At 35.1% G+C, this 20910-nt stretch carries 17 protein-coding genes; 11 read left to right on the top strand and 6 right to left on the bottom strand.

The window, feature by feature from the left end; translation table 11 throughout:
* Positions 1-58: 58 nt before the first annotated feature.
* Positions 59-1216, bottom strand: coding sequence for an aminotransferase class I/II-fold pyridoxal phosphate-dependent enzyme (locus DK861_RS14400; protein ID WP_109400563.1), 1158 nt, complete (start codon positions 1214-1216; stop codon positions 59-61).
* A 216-nt stretch (positions 1217-1432) separates the two neighbouring features.
* Positions 1433-3469 carry a choline transporter gene (locus DK861_RS14395; protein ID WP_072064075.1) on the bottom strand — a complete coding sequence of 679 codons (2037 nt, stop codon included), beginning with the start codon at positions 3467-3469 and terminating at the stop codon, positions 1433-1435.
* A 209-nt stretch (positions 3470-3678) separates the two neighbouring features.
* Between DK861_RS14395 and betI the strand changes: the two genes are divergently transcribed.
* The 10 genes from betI (at position 3679) to DK861_RS14345 (ending at position 16428) form a co-directional block, all read left to right on the top strand.
* A complete protein-coding gene (betI, locus tag DK861_RS14390) occupies positions 3679-4281 on the top strand; it encodes a transcriptional regulator BetI (protein WP_109400562.1) in 603 nt (200 codons plus the stop codon).
* A gap of 24 nt (positions 4282-4305) precedes the next feature.
* Positions 4306-5781 (top strand): betaine-aldehyde dehydrogenase, encoded by a 1476-nt coding sequence (betB, locus tag DK861_RS14385; RefSeq protein WP_109400561.1) that lies wholly within the window; start codon positions 4306-4308, stop codon positions 5779-5781.
* Between the two features lie 39 nt (positions 5782-5820).
* The gene (gene betA / locus DK861_RS14380) at positions 5821-7491 is read left to right on the top strand and encodes a choline dehydrogenase (RefSeq protein ID WP_109400560.1); all 1671 of its coding nucleotides are present in this window, start codon (positions 5821-5823) and stop codon (positions 7489-7491) included.
* A 373-nt stretch (positions 7492-7864) separates the two neighbouring features.
* Positions 7865-9115 carry a cytosine permease gene (gene codB, locus DK861_RS14375; protein WP_109400559.1) on the top strand — a complete coding sequence of 417 codons (1251 nt, stop codon included), beginning with the start codon at positions 7865-7867 and terminating at the stop codon, positions 9113-9115.
* Positions 9105-10382, top strand: coding sequence for a cytosine deaminase (locus tag DK861_RS14370; RefSeq protein ID WP_109400558.1), 1278 nt, complete (start codon positions 9105-9107; stop codon positions 10380-10382). Before codB ends, DK861_RS14370 begins: the two co-directional genes overlap by 11 nt.
* A 382-nt stretch (positions 10383-10764) precedes the next feature.
* Positions 10765-12885: a hypothetical protein gene (locus DK861_RS14365; protein ID WP_109400557.1), complete on the top strand. Its 2121-nt coding sequence runs from the start codon at positions 10765-10767 to the stop codon at positions 12883-12885.
* Positions 12863-14785, top strand: coding sequence for a dynamin family protein (locus tag DK861_RS14360; protein ID WP_109400556.1), 1923 nt, complete (start codon positions 12863-12865; stop codon positions 14783-14785). The genes DK861_RS14365 and DK861_RS14360 overlap by 23 nt, the downstream gene beginning before the upstream one ends.
* A gap of 14 nt (positions 14786-14799) precedes the next feature.
* Positions 14800-15708: a hypothetical protein gene (locus tag DK861_RS14355; protein WP_109400555.1), complete on the top strand. Its 909-nt coding sequence runs from the start codon at positions 14800-14802 to the stop codon at positions 15706-15708.
* A 154-nt stretch (positions 15709-15862) separates the two neighbouring features.
* Positions 15863-16081, top strand: coding sequence for a hypothetical protein (locus tag DK861_RS14350; protein WP_109400554.1), 219 nt, complete (start codon positions 15863-15865; stop codon positions 16079-16081).
* Positions 16082-16083: 2 nt separating this feature from the next.
* Positions 16084-16428, top strand: a complete 345-nt coding sequence (locus DK861_RS14345) for a phosphotyrosine protein phosphatase (protein WP_109400553.1) — start codon at positions 16084-16086, stop codon at positions 16426-16428.
* 107 nt (positions 16429-16535) lie between these two features.
* On the opposite strand, the gene DK861_RS14340 is transcribed toward DK861_RS14345, so the two are convergent.
* From DK861_RS14340 to DK861_RS14325, 4 genes are all read right to left on the bottom strand, one after another.
* Positions 16536-17000, bottom strand: coding sequence for an HIT family protein (locus DK861_RS14340; protein ID WP_109400552.1), 465 nt, complete (start codon positions 16998-17000; stop codon positions 16536-16538).
* A gap of 212 nt (positions 17001-17212) precedes the next feature.
* Positions 17213-18190 carry a porphobilinogen synthase gene (gene hemB / locus DK861_RS14335; RefSeq protein ID WP_072064069.1) on the bottom strand — a complete coding sequence of 326 codons (978 nt, stop codon included), beginning with the start codon at positions 18188-18190 and terminating at the stop codon, positions 17213-17215.
* Positions 18191-18496: 306 nt separating this feature from the next.
* Positions 18497-18859: a hypothetical protein gene (locus tag DK861_RS14330; protein ID WP_006536483.1), complete on the bottom strand. Its 363-nt coding sequence runs from the start codon at positions 18857-18859 to the stop codon at positions 18497-18499.
* A 529-nt stretch (positions 18860-19388) separates the two neighbouring features.
* Positions 19389-19613: a DUF2594 family protein gene (locus DK861_RS14325; RefSeq protein ID WP_269669713.1), complete on the bottom strand. Its 225-nt coding sequence runs from the start codon at positions 19611-19613 to the stop codon at positions 19389-19391.
* Positions 19614-19885: 272 nt separating this feature from the next.
* On the opposite strand from DK861_RS14325, the gene DK861_RS14320 reads away from it, so the two are divergent.
* Positions 19886-20770: an NAD(P)H-hydrate dehydratase gene (locus tag DK861_RS14320; RefSeq protein ID WP_109400551.1), complete on the top strand. Its 885-nt coding sequence runs from the start codon at positions 19886-19888 to the stop codon at positions 20768-20770.
* The last annotated feature ends 140 nt before the right edge of the window (positions 20771-20910 follow it).

Here is a 20910-nt window from a genome sequence, read left to right as displayed (position 1 = left end):
TTGATATTATTTTCAAGGGCATTGTTTCATTAATCAATAAGATAGATGTTGGATCAGATTAAATCCAATCTTTAGCTCTAAAGGCTTTTAATGTAGAAACGAAATAGCTCATCTCTTCGGGTGTGCCTAAAGTTAAACGGCTCCACCCCAAAGCAGGTGGAAATTCACGACCCACCATAATATTCGCGTCTTTCATTCTATTTTGATAGGTTTTTACATCGCCTTTAACTTTATGAAATATAAAGTTTGCATGAGAAGGTGCGTATTCAATATTCAGCTCTTTTAAGGCATCAACGACTATCTGACGTGAAACATCAATCGATTTACGACTATATTCCACATAAGCTTTATCTTTTAGTGAGGCTAATGCGGCAACTGCACCTGCAGTATTAGTATTATCAATAGAAACAAAGGAATCAATTTGTGAGATTACTTCTGGGACAGCAACGCCATAACCTACACGTAACCCAGCTAAGGCATAAATTTTTGAGAAAGTACGGGCGACAATCAGATTTTTATATCCTGCAGCAACTAACGAAATTGCACTGATAAATTCAGGTGTTGAAACAAACTCAGCGTAAGCTTCATCAATAATAAAAAAGACATTCTCTTTTGCTGATTTTACCCAGTTCGATAATTCTGCACTAGGGGTTAACATTGCTGTTGGATTATTCGGATTGCATAAATAGACCATACTGATACCGTCAAATTCTTGCGCTTTTTTCTGCATGGTTGTTAAATCGAAAGCTAGAGTATTATCAACGGGTACTTTAACGATTTTTACACCTAAAGGTTCAGCATAAAGCTCGGCATAGTTAAATGTCGGGTCAGGAACAATAAGTTGAACTGCTTTACCTTCTTTTTGTGCTTTGTTTGCCACAAATTGTACGGCTGCTTGAATTGTCTCAGATGAGCCATTTCCTAAGGTAATATGTTTATCTGAAAGTTTAAATTCTTTCCCTAATTCGCTAATTAATGCGCTACGTGCATCATCTGGATATCTGAAAGCATTGGGTAAAGCATCGATAATAGCCTGTTTCGCGTTTTGCGACATGCCAAGTGAATTTTCATTAAAATTGAGTAGTAACGGATTTTCTGCATTAAATACCAATTTATTTTTCAATGGTTCATTGGCATAAGCAGAGCTAACAAAGGAACTTAACGAAAGCCCCCCAATCACTAGGCTGGATGATGTTAAGAATGAACGACGATTCATGTGATGTTTTCCCAAGTAAATTATTTTATGTTTTATTAGTTCACATAGATTACTAAAAAGAAAACCAAAGTAAATAGTTATGTAATAAAAATAATTAAATATTCACTTTTTTCTTGCGTGGTTCTTTGGAAAACATTGTCTAACACGGTTCAATATAATAAAAAAGGGAAATCGTTTATCAGATTTCCCTTAGATATTAATGGCTATTTATAGCTTTTATTCAGGAAAAGTTAGTGTCGAGCCGGGTGCTTCACGACTAAGATGAATAAAGTTCAGGTGTTTTTCATATTGGTCTAAAATATCTGTAATAATTTGCTCTTTGGTGTAATCCATTAAGTCATTACCTTGTGTACCTTCCCATAAATAGGTCTCTAAACGGTAATAGTCTGATTTACCTCGACGAGCACGATAAGTAAATGCAGGTACTGAGTATTTCTGTGGCCAAATTTGATAAATAAAATTCTGCTCTTGCCCAAGATCGACCACAAGTTCTAAATGATGTAAGCGTTCATTATCTTCAATTGGGTAATAATTGAATTCAACTTTCGCTCCACGTAATAAAAGTTCTTTAGCCACATCTTGCATTGCTGGCATACAGGTTAAATCTAACATGCGTTGTGTATAGGTGGTTCCTGGAAAATTCATAACCCGCCCTAAACGCTGTTTCCAATTCATCGTCGTATTACCATAAAGTGGTGCCGGCGCATTGGTATTTAGCGAACTAACTCGTCTGAAATCTTCAACTTTTAATGACTTATAAAGTCCGGCCATAATAAAGAAAATAACAAAGCTAAAGGGCAATCCCATTATTATTGTTGTGTTTTGTAAGGCAGAAATACCATCTGCCATTAACATACCTAACGTTAATAAACCAATAGCAATAGACCAGAAAATGCGAAGCCAATTGGGTGCATCGTTATTAACATGGCTTAATTGAGAGGTGAAATTGCCTAATACTAATGAACCAGAGTCGGCAGAAGTGACATAAAATAATAATCCCGTAATTGTGGCGACAGAAGCTGTTAAACCAAAACCGGGATAGAGTTCTAATAAAGAATAGAATCCTTTTTCGGGGGCTTCTAATACGGTTTGTGCGAGTGCTTTATTGCCATGGATCACTTCATATAAAGCGCTATTACCAAAAATGGATAACCATAACAGTGTAAAAACAAAGGGAATAATTAAAGTACCTATGACGAATTGTCGAATTGTTCGTCCTCTTGAAATACGTGCTAAAAAGAGTCCAACAAAAGGTGACCATGCAACCCACCAAGCCCAGAAAAACAGCGTCCAGCTATTCATCCAATCTGTTGGTCTATCAAATGCAAAACTATTTAATGTCATGCTTAAAAAACGATTAGTGTAATCACCGACATTTAATACCAGCGCATTTAATAAAAACTCAGTATCCCCCGCAAATAAGATAAATAAAATAAGCCCCAATGCGAGTAATACGTTCAGTTCAGATAAAATCCTGATCCCTTTATTAACGCCCGATGTTGCCGAAATAACGGCCATAATAACGGATAATAGAATTAATCCGCCTTGGACGCCTAATCCTTGGGGCAAATCAAAAAGAACTTTTAAGCCATAATTAAGTTGTACAACACCAATACCTAACGTTGTTGCAATACCAAAAATGGTGCCTAACACCGCAGCAATATCAACTGTATGACCAATTGGGCCATAAATACGATTTCCAAAGATAGGATAAAGTGCAGAGCGTATGGTTAATGGCAAATTGTAACGATAGCTAAAATAACCGAGTGCAATACCAATAAGTGCATACATAGACCAGCCCGTCAGGCCATAGTGGAATAAAGTCCACACCATCGACTGACGGGCTGCTTCTATTGTTTCACCTTCGCCGGTTGGCGGTAACATATATTGTGTAATCGGCTCTGCTACAGAGAAAAACATCAAATCAATCCCAATACCGGCTGCAAATAACATCGCAGACCAACTTAAAACACTAAATTCAGGTTTCGATTGTTCAGGTCCTAATTTGATATTTCCAAAACGAGATGTGGCAACAAAAATAACAAAAACAATGTATAACGTGGCTGCCAATAGATAGTACCAACCAAAGGTTTTTGATACCCATCCCAGTGTTGCCACAATCCATGTATTTGCTGTTTCTGTCATCAAAATAGTGAAGAAAGAAAACGCTAAAATCAGCGTTGCTGAAGCGAAAAAAACGACAGAATTTAGCTTGTCTTTCTGTGGTTTTTTTGTGCTGTTAAGAGTTGTCATCAGAAATTCCAAAAATTTATTTATCTAAAAGTTAAAAGTTGCATTCTTTGTTAACTAATTGAATTAGTTGCAAAGATTCAAATTTTCACAATATCCTCCCATATAGAAATGTAAATTAATTGTGATAAACAATAGTTAATATTGATTGAATGTTCAATTAAAAAAACGTTTAATGAATGTGTTCAATGTATTTTTTAGGTCTTTAAAACATGCCGAAGATAGGAATGCAGTCGATACGTAAACAGCAATTAATCCAAGCGACGTTAGCAGTTATTAATGAGGTTGGAATGCAAGAGGCGAGCATCGCATTGATAGCTCGAAAAGCCGGTGTTTCTAACGGCATTATTAGCCACTACTTTCGTGATAAAAATGGATTGTTGGAAGCTGCCATGCGCCATATCCAGTATCAATTGGGTTTTGCGGTGGCGATACGTTTAAGAATGTTAAGCGATGCAACACCTAAGCTACGTATCCAAGCCATTGTTGAAGGTAACTTTGATACTACGCAAACCAGTGAAGCTGCCATGAAAACATGGCTAGCGTTTTGGGCGAGTAGTATGCATCAGCCTAATTTGAATCGTCTACAAAAGGTCAATGATAGAAGACTTTATTCCAATTTAAGTTACGAGTTTGGGCGTGTTCTTACTAAAGATCAAGCACGTTTGGCTGCGAAAGGTTTAGCCGCATTAATAGATGGTTTATGGCTACGAAGTGCATTAAGTAATGCACCATTTTCTCTTGAAGAGGCCAAAACCATTACTAATGAATATATCGATATGCAACTTACAAATCGGAGTCAAATAAAGACTTAAAAAACTAATAATAAAGGAGAAACTATGCCAAACCCACCGTTACATAAACTTTATATTCATGGTGGATATGTCGATTGTGCAGAGCCAGAGTGTGAACAATTTGATGCGATTAATCCTGCTAATGGCGAAGTGATTGCACATTTACAATCTGCAAGTGAAGAAGATATCAATTGGGCCGTCGAGAGTGCGAAGCAAGGGCAAAAAATTTGGCGTGCAATGACCGCGATGGAACGCTCTCGAATTTTACGACGGGCTGTTGATATTTTACGTGAACGTAATGATGAATTGGCTTATTTAGAAACCCTAGATACAGGCAAACCCCTATCTGAAACACGTTATGTCGATATTGTGACGGGCGCTGATGTTTTAGAGTATTACGCAGGTCTTATTCCTGCACTTGAAGGAGAGCAAATTCCACTAAGAGAAACGGCTTTTGCTTATACTCGCCGTGAACCATTGGGAATTGTTGCTGGTATCGGTGCTTGGAATTATCCGATTCAAATAGCGTTGTGGAAGTCTGCACCTGCACTTGCCGCAGGTAATGCCATGATCTTTAAACCAAGTGAGATGACTTCATTAACAGCATTAAAACTTGCCGAAATATACACTGAGGCAGGATTGCCAAAGGGCGTTTTTAATGTTGTTACAGGAAAAGCTAATGTGGGACAGTGGTTAACACAGCATCCTGATATCGCGAAAGTTTCTTTCACTGGTGGGATTGAAACGGGTAAAAAGGTGATGGCAAATGCTTCTGCTTCAAGTTTAAAAGAAGTAACCATGGAGCTTGGTGGAAAATCGCCTTTAATTATTTTTGATGATGCAGATTTAGATACCGCCGCTGATATTGCGATGATGGCGAATTTTTATAGTTCGGGGCAGGTGTGTACCAATGGCACTCGTGTTTTTGTTCCCGAAAGATTAAAGGCTGCATTTGAAGCGAAAATTATAGAGCGCGTATCACGTATTAGGATCGGCTCTCCTCTTGAGATGGACACCAATTTTGGTTCACTGGTCAGTTTTCCTCATCTTGAAAAAGTCTTGAATTATATTGAGTTAGGCAAAGCTCAAGGGGCAAGATTACTTTGTGGTGGTCATCGTTTGTTAGAAAGCAATTTTGTGCAAGGTGCTTATGTTGCACCGACGGTTTTCACTGATTGCACTGATGATATGAAAATTACGCAAGACGAAATATTTGGCCCAGTGATGAGTATTTTGAGTTATCAAACTGAAGATGAAGTGATTTCACGCGCAAATAATAGCGTTTATGGTTTAGCCGCAGGTCTTGTCACTAAAGATCTCACAACAGCTCATCGTGTTATTCACCAGTTGGAAGCTGGGATTTGTTGGATTAATACATGGGGCGAGTCTCCAGCAGAAATGCCAGTTGGTGGCTATAAACATTCTGGGGTGGGGCGTGAAAATGGTCTGGTTACATTACAAAATTACACGCAAATAAAATCTATTCAAGTTGAACTTGGGGAGTTTTCATCCGTTTTTTAATCCATTCTTTTTTTAATGACTGAAACAGAGGAGATAACAATGGTCTATGACTACATTATTATCGGTGCTGGTTCAGCCGGTAACGTTCTTGCTACCCGCTTGACAGAAGATCCTGAAGTTACTGTGCTGCTCCTTGAAGCTGGAGGTCCGGACTACAGGTTCGATTTTCGTACACAAATGCCAGCGGCATTAGCTTATCCGTTACAAGGCAGGCGATATAATTGGGCTTATGAAACAGAGCCTGAACCTTATATGAATAACCGACGCATGGAATGTGGTCGTGGGAAAGGGCTTGGTGGATCATCATTAATTAATGGTATGTGTTATATCCGTGGTAATGCGATGGACTTTGATGGTTGGGCAAAACTCCCCGGCCTTGAAGAGTGGGATTACTTAAGTTGTTTACCTTATTTTCGTAAGGCAGAAAGTCGCGATATTGGTGCCAATGATTATCATGGTGATAAAGGCCCTGTAAGTGTGACTACGCCGAAAAAAGGCAATAATATCTTATTTCAAGCAATGATTGAGGCGGGTGTACAAGCAGGATACCCAAGAACGATTGATCTTAACGGCTATCAGCAAGAGGGTTTTGGCCCGATGGATAGAACCGTCACACCTAAAGGCCGTCGAGCAAGCACAGCAAGAGGCTATCTTGATCAAGCGAAAGCACGCAAAAACTTAACGATCGAGACACATGCAACGACCGATATTATTGAGTTTGAAGGCAAAAAAGCCGTAGGCGTTCGCTATTTTTTAGGGAGAAATACCACTCCTCACCATGTAAAAGTCCGCCGAGAAGTATTGCTTTGCGCTGGTGCAATTGCTTCGCCCCAAATTTTGCAACGTTCTGGTGTTGGGCCTGAAAAAGTACTAAATGAATTTAATATTCAACCAGTACATGTATTACCTGGAGTTGGGGAAAATCTGCAAGATCACTTAGAAATGTATTTGCAGTATGAATGTAAAAAGCCTGTTTCACTTTATCCTGCTTTAAAATGGTATAACCAGCCTAAGATTGGTGCGCAATGGCTATTTCAAGGAACAGGGATTGGGGCAAGCAATCAATTTGAGGCGGGAGGGTTTATTCGCTCTAGCGAAAAGTTTGCTTGGCCTAATATTCAATTCCATTTTTTACCTGTTGCCATTAATTATAATGGCTCCAATGCGGTAGAAGTACATGGTTTCCAAGCGCATGTGGGCTCTATGCGTTCACCCAGTCGAGGGCGAGTAAAATTAGCATCTACAGATCCTCATCAACATCCCAATATTTTATTTAATTACATGTCCACAGAACAAGATTGGGAAGAGTTTCGTTCAGCTATCCGTATCACGCGAGAAATAATGGCTCAACCGGCATTAGATGCTTATCGTGGTGAAGAAATTAGTCCAGGCAAACATATCCAAAGTGATGAAGAGCTTGATGCTTTTGTTAGAGAACGTGCTGAAACAGCATTTCATCCTTGTGGCACGTGTAAAATGGGAACGGATGAAATGGCTGTTGTTGATGGTGAAGGTCGAGTACACGGCATGGAAAACTTAAGAGTTATTGATGCATCTATCATGCCACTAATAATCACTGGGAATTTGAATGCGACTACAATTATGATTGCAGAAAAGTTAGCTGATAAGGTGAGAGGGATTAAACCTTTACCTAAAAGTCAGGCAAAATACTATGTTGCAGATAATACTCCGGTGAGAAGGCGAAATTAAGCAAGTTATTTATAATATGCAAAAGAGGGATGAAAGTTCCTCTTTTGTGCGTTTATCAATAATTCCTTTTTATTGTTTTCAATTTAAATAAGAAATATTTATGTAAGTTGGGGTTTTCGAGAGAGGGAATGTGATTAATCTCTATCATAAATATTCCTAAATAAAATTACTTGATAAGTCGTATTCGAAATAACGAGATAAATTCAAGTAAAACAACGATTGTTCTGCCATTTCTGTGACGAATATCAACTCTCCATAAGTGAAGCATTCCATTAATTATAATAAACAGACGACGAAAACGTTTGCATAATATTTTTATGTAGATAGAATTCGTCAGATTTTTTTGGCCTGGTGAAATTAATAGGGGGTTAAAGTGTCTCAGGACAACAATTATAGTCAGGGCCCAGTGCCCATATCCGCAAGAAAGGGTGGATTAGCGTTAACCTTTGTGATGTTGGGATTAACGTTTTTTTCAGCCAGTATGTGGACTGGCGGCGCTCTTGGTACTGGTCTTTCCTTTAATGATTTCTTCCTCGCAGTTCTAATTGGTAATCTTCTTCTTGGTATCTACACCGCATTTCTTGGTTTTATTGGTTCAAAAACAGGTCTTACTACTCATCTTCTCGCGCGTTACTCTTTCGGTATTAAAGGTTCTTGGCTTCCCTCATTTTTACTCGGTGGTACTCAAGTTGGTTGGTTCGGTGTGGGTGTGGCAATGTTTGCCATCCCGGTAGGAAAAGCCACTGGTATTGATATTAATCTCCTCATCGCCGTTTCCGGCATTTTAATGACCATCACTGTATTTTTCGGCATTTCCGCTCTCACCGTTCTCTCTATCATTGCTGTTCCCGCTATTGCTATCCTTGGAAGTTACTCTGTTTATCTTGCCATACATGATATGGGCGGGCTTTCTACGTTAATGGCTGTTAAACCTACTCAGCCATTAGATTTTAATTTAGCGCTGGCGATGGTTGTCGGATCGTTTATTAGTGCGGGTACACTGACGGCTGATTTTGTCCGCTTTGGACGAAACCCTAAAGTCGCAGTGGTTGTTGCAATTGTCGCTTTCTTCTTAGGCAATACATTAATGTTTGTCTTTGGCGCAGCAGGCGCCGCTTCACTGGGAATGGCAGATATTTCTGATGTGATGATTGCGCAAGGATTATTGCTGCCGGCTATCGTGGTGCTAGGTTTAAATATCTGGACAACCAATGATAATGCGTTATATGCATCAGGATTGGGTTTTGCCAATATCACTGGTTTATCAAGTAAAAAACTTTCTGTAATAAACGGTATCATTGGTACGCTGTGTGCATTATGGCTTTATAATAACTTTGTTGGTTGGCTTACCTTTTTATCTGCAGCAATTCCACCAGTAGGAGGTGTTATTATTGCAGATTATCTGATGAATAAAGCACGCTATAACAGCTTTAATGTTGCTACAATGCAATCGGTTAACTGGGTTGCGTTACTCGCTGTTGCAATTGGTATTATCGCAGGGCACTGGTTACCGGGTATTGTGCCTGTTAATGCCGTGTTGGGGGGAGCAATAAGTTATGCTGTGTTAAATCCCATATTAAATCGTCGTACAGCTCGACAAGTGGAGATAAATCATGCTGGGTAAAAATATCGAACAAATTAACCATGCTCGTCTAGTTGGAAAAGAAGGTTTGTGGCGCATTACGCTAAAAAATAACAAAATTGAAGCGATAGAGCCTCAGCCTGAAAATAATTTTCATCTTGAGTCATTAGATGCGCAAGGTGGTTTAGTTCACGCTCCTTTTGTTGAACCTCATATTCATTTAGATACTACACAAACTGCAGGGCAACCGAATTGGAATCAATCAGGTACGTTATTTGAAGGTATCGAGCGCTGGGCAGAGCGAAAAGCATTGTTAACTCATGATGATGTTAAACAACGTGCATGGCAAACGCTTCAATGGCAAATTGCTAATGGTATTCAACATGTTAGAACTCATGTGGATGTTTCGGATGCATCGCTCACCGCATTAAAAGCGATGCTGGAAGTGAAAGAAGAAATTAAACCTTGGGTTGATTTACAAATCGTTGCTTTTCCACAAGAAGGTATTTTGTCTTACCCTAATGGTGAAGCTTTATTAGAAGAAGCATTAAAATTAGGTGCTGATGTTGTAGGTGCTATTCCACACTTTGAATTTACGCGTGAATATGGTGTTGAATCATTGCATAAAACCTTCGCATTAGCACAAAAATATGATCGTTTAATTGATGTTCATTGTGATGAAATTGATGATGAGCAATCTCGCTTCGTTGAAACCGTTGCCGCTTTAGCACATAAAGAAAATATGGGCTCAAGAGTTACTGCAAGTCATACAACCGCAATGCACTCTTATAATGGGGCCTATACTTCGCGCTTATTCCGTTTATTAAGAATGTCAGGCATTAACTTTGTGGCGAATCCTTTAGTGAATATTCACTTGCAGGGGCGTTTTGATACATATCCAAAACGTCGTGGTATTACTCGCGTAAAAGAGATGCTAGAAAGTAATATTAACGTCTGCTTTGGTCATGATGATGTTTTTGATCCGTGGTATCCATTAGGTACAGCAAATATGCTTCAAGTTTTACATATGGGGCTGCATGTTTGCCAATTAATGGGTTATGGTCAAATTGATAACGGATTACAGTTAATTAGCCACAACAGTGCAAAAACACTCGCTTTAACAGATTATGGTGTTGAAGTAGGAAATAGTGCAAACTTTATCATTCTACCCGCAGATAATGGATTTGATGCTTTACGTCGCCAAGTCCCAGTACGTTATTCCGTTCGTCAAGGTAAAGTGATCGCACAAACAGAACCCGCAAAAACAGAAATTATGTTAGACAAGCCAACGCAGGTTAATTATAAATAATCACATCATATTTTAGTGTAATAACAGAATAGGCTAAGGATGATCTTTATGGGTCATCCTTTTTTATTCTGTTTTATTAAGTTAAATTTCTAAAAATAAATAAAAAAGACACCTCTTATTTGATTAGTTGGAAATACGTAATTCTATCAATAAATTTAAATATATCTTATTTAAAACAGTAATCGTATTTTTGCCTAATTTAAAATTACTATTTTATCTATATACGATATATTATAAGGTTACATTCGTTAAATATTTTAAGTAACAAAACACTTTGCCACTAGACAAAATAATGGCGGTAGCATTACCAATACCATTAACAAAAAAATAACATCGGTGCATTTTTCAGACTGGTCGGCTGGTGAAAAATAGGCATAACAAAATGAAAATCAATTTATCTTTATTAAACGAGTTAAAAAAGGCATTAAATTTTACCTTATCAATTTATATTGAAAATAAGGCTTCTAAAGAAGAGATTGAGCATATTGTCAATGTAATTAGAAAAATAGAGCTCACGATTTTATTACAAGAAAAAGATATTTATGCGATTGGTGGAACTCAAGGTGCGGGTAAAACAACCTTGGTTAAGGAAATGTTAAATATATCAAATGACTGGCTAGAGGGTAATCCTGGGCGAGGTGAACAAGTCCCTTTATTTATTGAGCAAGTTGAAGATGAACAATTGACTGAACCTAAAGCAGTTTTTGTTTGTTTAGAAAAAGAAACAAGAAAAATTATAGAAAAAAACAATATAACCAAAGAAGAGTTAAAACAGGTATTGCAAGGTTGGAATGATTTCAATACTGAATTTAGTAATGAAAACTTAAGTATTCTCTACCCTAAATTATATATACCAAGTAAAAAAGCGTTTATTAAGGAAAAATTGAATTGGGTATTGTTGCCTGGCTATGAAAAAGAAAACTATAAAAATCATGTTTGGCAAAACCTGATGAAACATATTTTTGTAAATGCAAGTGGGATCATTATTGCGACAGATGGTGTTTTATTAGCTAACAATAACCAACAATATATTACACAAGATCTTTCCTGTTTTCTCTCTGAACGAAGCCCTATTATAGCGGTTACGAAAACCGAAAATATATCGCAAGAAGACAAAATACAATTAGCAAATACTGCATCGAGTGTTTTTAATAAAGAATATAATGAAAAAAATCATGAGATTAAAATAGACAATATCGTTTTAACAGGGAGTGGGAATAAAACGGAGTGGGCAACACAGCTAGAAAAAGCTATTAATAAATATATTCATTCGACTTCAAAAACAGAAACGCATCTACTTGACGCATTTCATACATTATTAGATGAAGATATCGAAAGAATATTATCCACAATTGATGATTTAAACAGCGATTGTAACCAAAAACATGATGGAAAATTAGGTATTGTTGAGGAACTTTTAAATGAATTTGATAAAAACGTCGAAAAATATAATACAAAATTACGCAAGAAACTAAAAGATAATATTCGTTATCATACACAATCAGCAATAAATGCATGCGAAGAAAAATATAAAGAGGAAGAAGAGGGCTTTTTTAATAATCTTAAAATTTTAGGACGAAGATTATCACTGCAAGGGCAAGATATTCAAAGAGAAAGGCTGAAAAGAGTTGAAGATGCTTGGAAAGATAAATACAGTAAAAAAAATATTAATATTATTACTGGTAATGTAATAACCCATTTAAATGGTACAGAATTTAGACTGAATGGATTTATTACCAGTAAAGTCGATGATCTTCTGATTGAAAATAGAACAACATCAGTTAATCAGCTTTTAAACTATAGTAATAATACTCTTGAAAATCTTCCTGTAAAAGAAATGCCTCTAAAAACATTAGAAAGTTTTCTATATGGGAAAAAGCAAGATTTAGATGAAATACAAGCACAAGATAAAAAACTTGCAATGGCATTAATACCCGTACTTGCCATGGAATTTATGCGTGGAAATTTAATTCGTTCAGAAAAAAATGAAACGGATACCATTTATCCAAATGAATGTAATCCTCAAACCTTTCTAGAAAAACTTTTTGATGGAACAGAACAAATCACACCAATCAAGAATTCAATAGCGGTATTGTTAGGGTTAGATCTGGCAGATGGTAAGTTAGATGGAAAATATGAACCTGAACCTGATACAAAATTTTCACCTATTGCTATTTTAGGAAAAGCTGCGGTAGCAATAACAGCTGCTTATACATTTTATCAATTAACATCTATTGTGAGAGAATCGGATCAAGTTCAAATTCAATTTATTAAAAGTACAATGCTTAATTTTGAAACCAGTTATATACAACATGTTGTTAGCATTTATGCAGATGCAATGGCTGATTTAAGAGAAATTATCGAAAATAATCTAAAGCAAATTTATGATATTCCTGATAATTTATCGTTAAAAAGTGATATGGCATTAGCCAGAATACGTTTAGAAAGCATTCAAAAAGCACTTCAGGAACATTTAATCGATGCAACAAACATTTTGGCATGATATTTATTCCGAACGCTTATTATGGGCCGAAAATGCGTATCAAAGTTTTATTGAAAAATTTGACTCTGATAGGTTAATAAATACGCATTTAAATAATAAAAAGCAAGCATCAATTATTATTTATGGCTCTACACAAGTAGGAAAAACAACGTTTATATTAACGTTGTTAGGTGTTGATGAAAATAAAATTTCTCAAGTTGATAAAGTATTAAGGGCAGGGCAAACATTAGGTAATTCTGCAACTTCACGTTCATCTCGCTATCGGCGCTCTGATGATCAATATTGGCATTTTAGTCATAGAAAAAAGGGCGAAGAGCAGTTTAATGACGAAGAAGCATTATTGATATTAAAAGAGTTACGAACTCAAGTCGAAAAGGGTAAAACGAAAGAAATATCAACAATAGATGTTTTTATTCCAAATATTTACTTTATACCCGATGCTAATCACGCCGTCGATCTGCTTATTCATGATCTACCAGGAATTAATGCACGAAACAAAAATGAAAATAGCTATGTAAAAGAGCTTGTTGGAAATTATATTAGCGCTGCGGATATGATCTTCCTGGTAGGAAAAATTGATGGTTTAGGTTTTTTGAAAAATGAAGAACTAGATAATCCATTGTTATCAGCTTGGTATTTTAATTCGACAGTTTATAAAGTTATTTTAACTCATAGTTTTTCTAATGCATCGATAAAAGATAAAATCATTAATAATGATATCAACTCATTAGAATCGTTCAATGATTATATATTTGAACAAATCAATACAATGGAATTGAGATTACCTCAAAGTATTAAAGAACAACTATATCCTATTGAATGTGGTCGCAGTTGGAATAGTCTTATAAAAGGTAATGATAAATTTACAGAGAGAAGCATTCAGTTAAGGAAAGTCATTTTAAATAAATTATACCAAGATATTGAAAATTCAATGAATCCTTTATCGCGTTTAAAAACAGGTTATATGTTGCCTGAATATTTAAAACAACAAAGAGAAAAAGAAATTGAAGAGTATAATATTTATATAGATAAATTAACCAAAGAGATAAATGAAATAGATGGAAAAATTGAAAATAAAAAAACGTATTATCGAAAAAATAAAAATAAAATTGAAGGAATAAAAAATGAACTTGATGATATCTCCAAATCGTTAAAAGAAAATAGAAAAAAGAAAAAAATACTTTCTTATGAAAATAAGAAACTTGAACCTATTTGTTTTCAATCCATTGGTTATCTCAGCAGTAGCAATAAATCAGTAGGAAATTTGAAAGCTTTTCTTTTAAATGAAAAGCAGAAGATAATTGATAGTTACAATGATTGGCTCGATTTTAATTATAAAATAATTGAAAGTGAGGATGATCCAAATAAATATTTAAATGATCCATTAGACTGTTTTTATTCTATATACCATAAGTTAGACGATTATACTATAGATCGCTATTTTTTTGATAGTAATTATGATAACGATGTTTCTTCAATACACTCCGCGATTAAGGAAGCACAAAAGGAATTATTTGAAGCAACCCAATCAGTTATAGATGCTTTTCTTAATAAACAGAAAAAGAAAAAGAAAATCGAAGAACGATCAATATCAAGAAAAATAGAGGAAAGTCAATATTTTATTACTAAAAATGAGCAGCATATTTTCGAAAAAAAAGAAGAATTGTCTTCCGTGAACGAAGTGTTTAAATTTAAATTGTTACAACTCGATGAAAAAATTTTAAATAGTCGTTTTTTCAATATTCATATCTATAACTCATATAAAAAAAGAGAACATGAATTAACTACTCTTTTTAAAAAGAGTGAAGGAAATAGAGAAAAACAACTTTCTTACCTTTTTTTAATCCGTATTTTAAGAAAAGATTTTTTATATATAAAAAATTTAGAACCTTTAATGTAATGAGATAAGTTTTCATGAAAAATAAAATTAAAGATAATAAAAAAGATTCATCAGAAAGAATGCTCGATGAACTTGTTCAAGATATTTTTGTTAGTTCTATTGAAGATAAATTCAAAGATAATTCAAATGTTTTGATGGAGAAGATTGATGAGTTAAGTTTTAATTTAAATGAAAATATAAAAGGAGTGAATAATAAAATTGGTTTACATAAAAAATCATTTGAAGCGTTAAATTCTACTACGGATGATATTAAATCATCACTCACACTTTTATCTCTTGAAGAGGAAACAAGACATCAATTCACCCAAGAGAATATAAATAACAAATTTGGTGAAACCAATAAACAGATAGATGAATTACAAGAAAATATTTTAGTTAAAAATAATGAAGTTATTAAAAAAATAAAAGAAAATGACTTTATACTGATTGAAAATAAAAAAGAGATTTTAGAAAAAATTGACGTTGTAAAAGGTTATCTTGATACCTGTTTTGATAAGACGCGTAAAGATCTTATTAATAAAGCTGATGGAATATCATCGGAGAATAATACTTTCTTTAGTAAAGAATTAACAAAATTTGCTGAAACTTTTAAAAATAGATTAGAAGAAGATAAACGCGCATTGAAATGTCATATTAATGATGGTGTTTATTTGCTTGAAGATAATTTACTCCAACACCTAAAAGAACATGATAAAAAAATAGATAAAACAGGTGATCAGCTTAACAAAAAAATAGAAGAGAAGAATCTCATTAATAAGAATGACTTTTTAAATTCTATTGAGGAGAGTAAGCGAGAAAGAGAAAATATCGTTGCTAAAATAGCTTATAATGATAAAAAGAGTAAAAATAGGTTTTTATGTTTAAGTATGTTCTTAGTTATTCAAACAGCTCTAATTATTTTTCTTATTCTAAAACAATATTGACTACTTAATTAAAAAGTCAATCTAACTGCCTATAAAGATAAAAAGTCAGGCTGTATTATTTAGTATCGAATTTAATTACTATCGTGTATTATACTCATTGTTAGACCCTCTCCGTATTACTGCGGCTGCTATCCCTTTAATCTGAGAGGTTTTTATGTCTACACAAAGAGATCGTGGTTGGCGCCAATGTGTTAACCGCAAAAATAAACATCAAGAAATGGGTTGTTCACGAGTGATGTTTAAACCAGAAAAAAAATGGTCTAATTTATATACTCGATCACTTAAAATGACCAGAGCTGCACAACTAGGAATTGAATACCCAAGAATTTCTCGTAGTCAGCGTCGATTAAATGCGTTATCTGATAGAGAGTAATAATGAATATCTTATTTATTTGCAGTAAAAACCAATGGCGAAGCCCAACCGCTGAACTATTGTTTGCAGATAGAGAAGGGATTAATACACTTTCAGCGGGTACGCGCAAAGATGCACAATGTGTTGTTGATAACGAATTGCTAAAATGGGCTGATTTAGTCCTTACTATGGAATCTAAACATTTAAATCGCTTATCTGCACATTTTCCTGCAACCATGCGCTATAAAAAAGCCCATGCATTGGGAATACCTGATAATTATCGCTTTAATGATCCGGCATTAATTGAACTCCTTGAACAGAAAGTTCAGCCTTATTTATCGATGGAAGCAAAGCTTTCAACTAAATAATTTATTTATCTTGATCAAAAACGCTCAGTTCAAAATATAAGACTGAGCGTTTTTTTATATTTGAAAGCCTTGAGTATAAAAAATAAGTTAAATTTTATTTGTTGTATTTATTGATTATTTTTTCTGATCAAGGCGGCTAATTTTGCAAGTTCTTCATCACTCGCTCGTTCAAAATCGTGAGATGAAAGATAACCTGGATATTTATCAAAGAAAATCTTCTGCTTATTTTCAATGGGTGTCCATTTAGTCATATCACCAGTGCCATGCATTGGACTAAGTTTACTGTGAACATGATCAACACCAAATCCTTCAAAAAACATGCCTGTACGGGAAACATCAGGGAATGTTTTATCTAAGATTTTTGCCACTTTTTTTGTGGCAATCACTAATAAAGCTAAGGCTTCATCACTAAGATCAAAAGCGTAACTTGGATAGTGTTTTTTAGGAATAACAACAGTAAAGCCTTTGGTGTTCGGAAATATAGACAGAAACGCAAGGTGGTGTTCGTCTTCCCAAATTTTATGGCAAGGTGCCTTTCCAGCAACGATTTGACAGAAAATACAATTATCCATAGTAACCTCATAGCCAAAAATGAGCTGATATCTCAGCAAAATTAATGTTGAAAAGATAGCCCTATGTGCAATTTATTTCAAAATTAAACTAAGTAATGACTAGAAAATCAAAATGATAAGAATAAAGGCAGTAGGCAAAAGAAAGAGGATATTACAAAGAAAAACCCTTAGCGAGTCATTTAACTTACTAAGGGTTTGTCATACTTGGCGAATTACAGTAGATTTCTTTCAGCTAAATCAAGTGCAAAGTAAGACAGAATTAAATCTGCTCCTGCACGTTTAATTGAACCTAAAGTTTCCATTACCACACGATCTTCATCGATTGCACCCGCTAATGCCGCAAATTTAATTTGCGCATATTCACCGCTGATTTGATAAGCGGCTAAAGGTAACAAAGTACGTTCACGCACATCGCGAATAATATCTAAATAAGCACCCGCTGGTTTTACCATCAGCATATCAGCGCCTTCTTGCTCATCAATTAATGATTCACGGATCGCTTCACGGCGGTTCATTGGATTCATTTGATAAGTTTTACGATCACCTATTAAGCGGGAGCCTGCTGCATCACGGAAAGGGCCATATAATGCGGAGGCAAATTTAGTCGAATAAGAGACAATGCCTGTGTCGCTAAATCCTGCTTTATCAAGCGCTGCGCGAATGGCTGCGACTTGGCCATCCATTGCCGCAGATGGAGCGATAAAATCGGCACCAGCTTGTGCTGCTGCAACAGCTTGAAGACCTAAATTATAGATAGTTTCATCATTATCAACATGTTCACCATGTAAAACGCCACAGTGACCATGTGAAGTGTATTCACAAAAACAGGTATCAGACATGACAATCATTTCTGGTACTGCATCTTTACAAATACGAGACATGCGAGAAACTAAGCCATCACTTTTCCAAGCATCACTCCCAGTTTCATCAAGATGATGGGATACCCCAAAAGTCATGACAGTTTTAATGCCAGCTTTGGCAATGCGTTCAATTTCATAAGCAAGACGCTTTTCAGGAATACGAACCACTCCCGGCATACTTTTAATAGGCTGATAATCATCAAGCCCTTCTTCAACAAAAATAGGCAAAGCGAGATCATTTTTAGTTAAGGTTGTTTCTTGAAAGAGAGCGCGCAGGTTTTCTGACTGGCGTAGTCTTCTTAAACGCTGGATGGATTGTTCGTTGCTCACAATATCTCCTTTTTATGGCCAGTACTAACAAGTATTTACCGAGGTATTATAAACCTTAATATTGATAGATAGATACTGCATAATTGATAATCGTTATATTTCAAGTTGTAGCGTTGTGATTATTCTTATTCACTTGTCGCCTAGCTATACCTTGAATTATCTAGAGTATGGAACGTTAGTTATAGAGAAAAAAGAGAAAGGAAAAATAAAAGGGAAGAAAAATAAGTGATGGAGAAGGCGAAATAAAAAAGAGCAGGATAATCTCTACTCTTTAAATTGATTTCTACCCACTTTTCATTGAGAAGATTATTTTTTTTGCTCTTCTAATGCAGAGATCATTTGAATTTTACAAGCGGCAACAATTTGAGTTAGGCCTTCTTGGAATTCTGCTCGAGAGCCAATTTCAGCTTTTGCGTCACGTAAAGAGTTAACAACTTCGATAGTGCCTTCAGTAAATTGAGCTTCAGTTGCTTCTAATTTTGCGAAATCAAATTTCTTTGCATTTAAAGAGGCTACTGCATCTTTGGCAATTTTCTCTGCTGGTTCTTTTGTATCATAAGCTTTAATTGAGATATCTTTAAAGGTATCGCAGTAATCATCAGCCATTTTTGTTGGGTTAGCAAAAGCAACTGCGGGCAATAATAGCAGAGATAAGAGAAGTGGTTTCATTTTAGCCTCATGTTTATTTTTTGGTACGTACTCATTGAGTGTAACATATAAATAGGAGTGACGATAAATCAGAATAAGTGTAAAAATATGAATAATTAATATTTTTAATCCTATTGATTTTAGCTATTTTGGTTATAATTGTGTTTAGGGACAATAAGCTAGCAATTTTTACTTAATAAAATTTAATTATTTACAATAAATAAATTAACTCAAAATATAATAATATTAGGATTTATCTTTATTTACATCTCATACAGCTATTTTTTATTTATGTTAAAAATAAAAATCTGCGCTTTAAATACAAAAATCAGAATAAAAAAGAGTTAAGTGAACATCAGCTATTGAAGGAATAAAAGAGAAAAAATCCCCTCTACAAGGATAGAGGGGTAGCTAAATGAATAAAGAATGGTTTATTTCGAGATTGAGTATATAGGAAGTTTTAAACCAACTTTTGTTTATTTGTGCAGCACAAAAAGTTTAGAAAATGGAATAAAAATATGTGCGAGTACTCTATTTGAAAATAAACATATTATTGACGATAGGCTGTTTTAATTTGGCTAATCGTATTACGGAAAGTCTCTGCTTGTTTTTCGTCATCAACTTCAGCAATAGCACGTTCAATATTTAAAATAACACGCCCAGCATCTGCTTGACCTAATGCTTTTAACATATAGGTGACTAGTGTTTTTAAGCAAGCCACTTCTTCTGCTAATGTTTCCACATCTGCTTGTGTTTTAAACTTCTCGTTCATTATTTACGTTCCTTTGTTTTCAATTTATAAATCATATCAAGCGAGATCATTAGAATAGCAAAGTCTCAGCAAGGTATGAATAGTGATAATGAAAGCATTTTATCATATTGAAATGGTTAGCATGATAAAGAGGCAAAATAGCCAGTGGCCCCATTTATTTGTTGAAATCACGCTATACTTTGAATGTTATGTTTTGAACGTTAATACAAACAGAATGTGGTAAAGCAATCATTGCAAGAAATCAGAAGAAATGCAGAAAAAACAGGGAGAATAATATGAATGAAGAACAACTATTACAGGCGATCACTCATTATCCCGCACTTTATCAGCGTAAATCAGGAAATACACATAAAGGGACATTTGGCACATTAGGCATTGTAGGTAGTGCGGAAGGAATGAGCGGTGCTATTGTGCTAGCAGGTAAAAGTGCATTAAAAGCAGGATGTGGAAAAGTATTTCTCGGTTTTGCTCAGCCACAACTTCCTCTCCCTTTTATTGATAGTGCACCAGAACTTATGCTTAAAACAGCACAAGAATTGATAAATCGGCAAGATATTTCTGCTTGGGCGATTGGCTGTGGATTGGGATTATCTGCAAATTCTGAAAAGATCTTATCAATAGCTTTAGCACAGCGTAATGAAAATAAACCTTATGTTTTTGATGCGGATGCATTAGTGTTAATGGCTAAATTTAAATCAGCACTCTCACTTAATCAGCACTGTGTTTTAACCCCACATCCTAAAGAAGCGTCTATTTTGCTTAATTGCACACTCAATGATATTCAAAATAATAGAGAAGAAGCGGCAAAAGAAATTGCGAAAACTTATCATTGTTGGGCCATTATTAAAGGTCAAAATACAGTTATTACTTCTCCTACAGGGGAGATAATAATTAATAGAACAGGCAACAGTGGATTATCAACAGCAGGGAGTGGTGATGTGCTAACAGGCGTGATGGGAAGTTTTTTAGCACAAGGGATGACAATGTCTGATGCGGTAAGAAGTGCAGTTTGGATACATGGAATGTCGGCGGATATCTTAGTTAAAAAAGGTATTGGTCCAATAGGATTAACTGCATCAGAATTGATTGATTCGATCCGCAATATTCGCAATCAAATATGGGCGGTAACACAGCAACATAATGCAAATTATTTTGAATAATCACTTTTATTTTTTATCTTAACATATTAATAATTAAAGTAGGTTTATATTAAGATTAGGTTGTTTTTAGTTAATTCACTCACAGTAATCTTTGGGTTATTGCGATAGGATTAAGGTAAATGGAGAGTTGAGAGGAGTTA

Origin of the sequence: Proteus sp. TJ1640 (genome assembly GCF_003144445.1) — a bacterium.
Classification (GTDB): domain Bacteria; phylum Pseudomonadota; class Gammaproteobacteria; order Enterobacterales; family Enterobacteriaceae; genus Proteus; species Proteus penneri.
The sequence above is the reverse complement of the archived record's forward strand: the minus strand, read 5'-3'. Positions and strand labels throughout refer to the sequence as shown.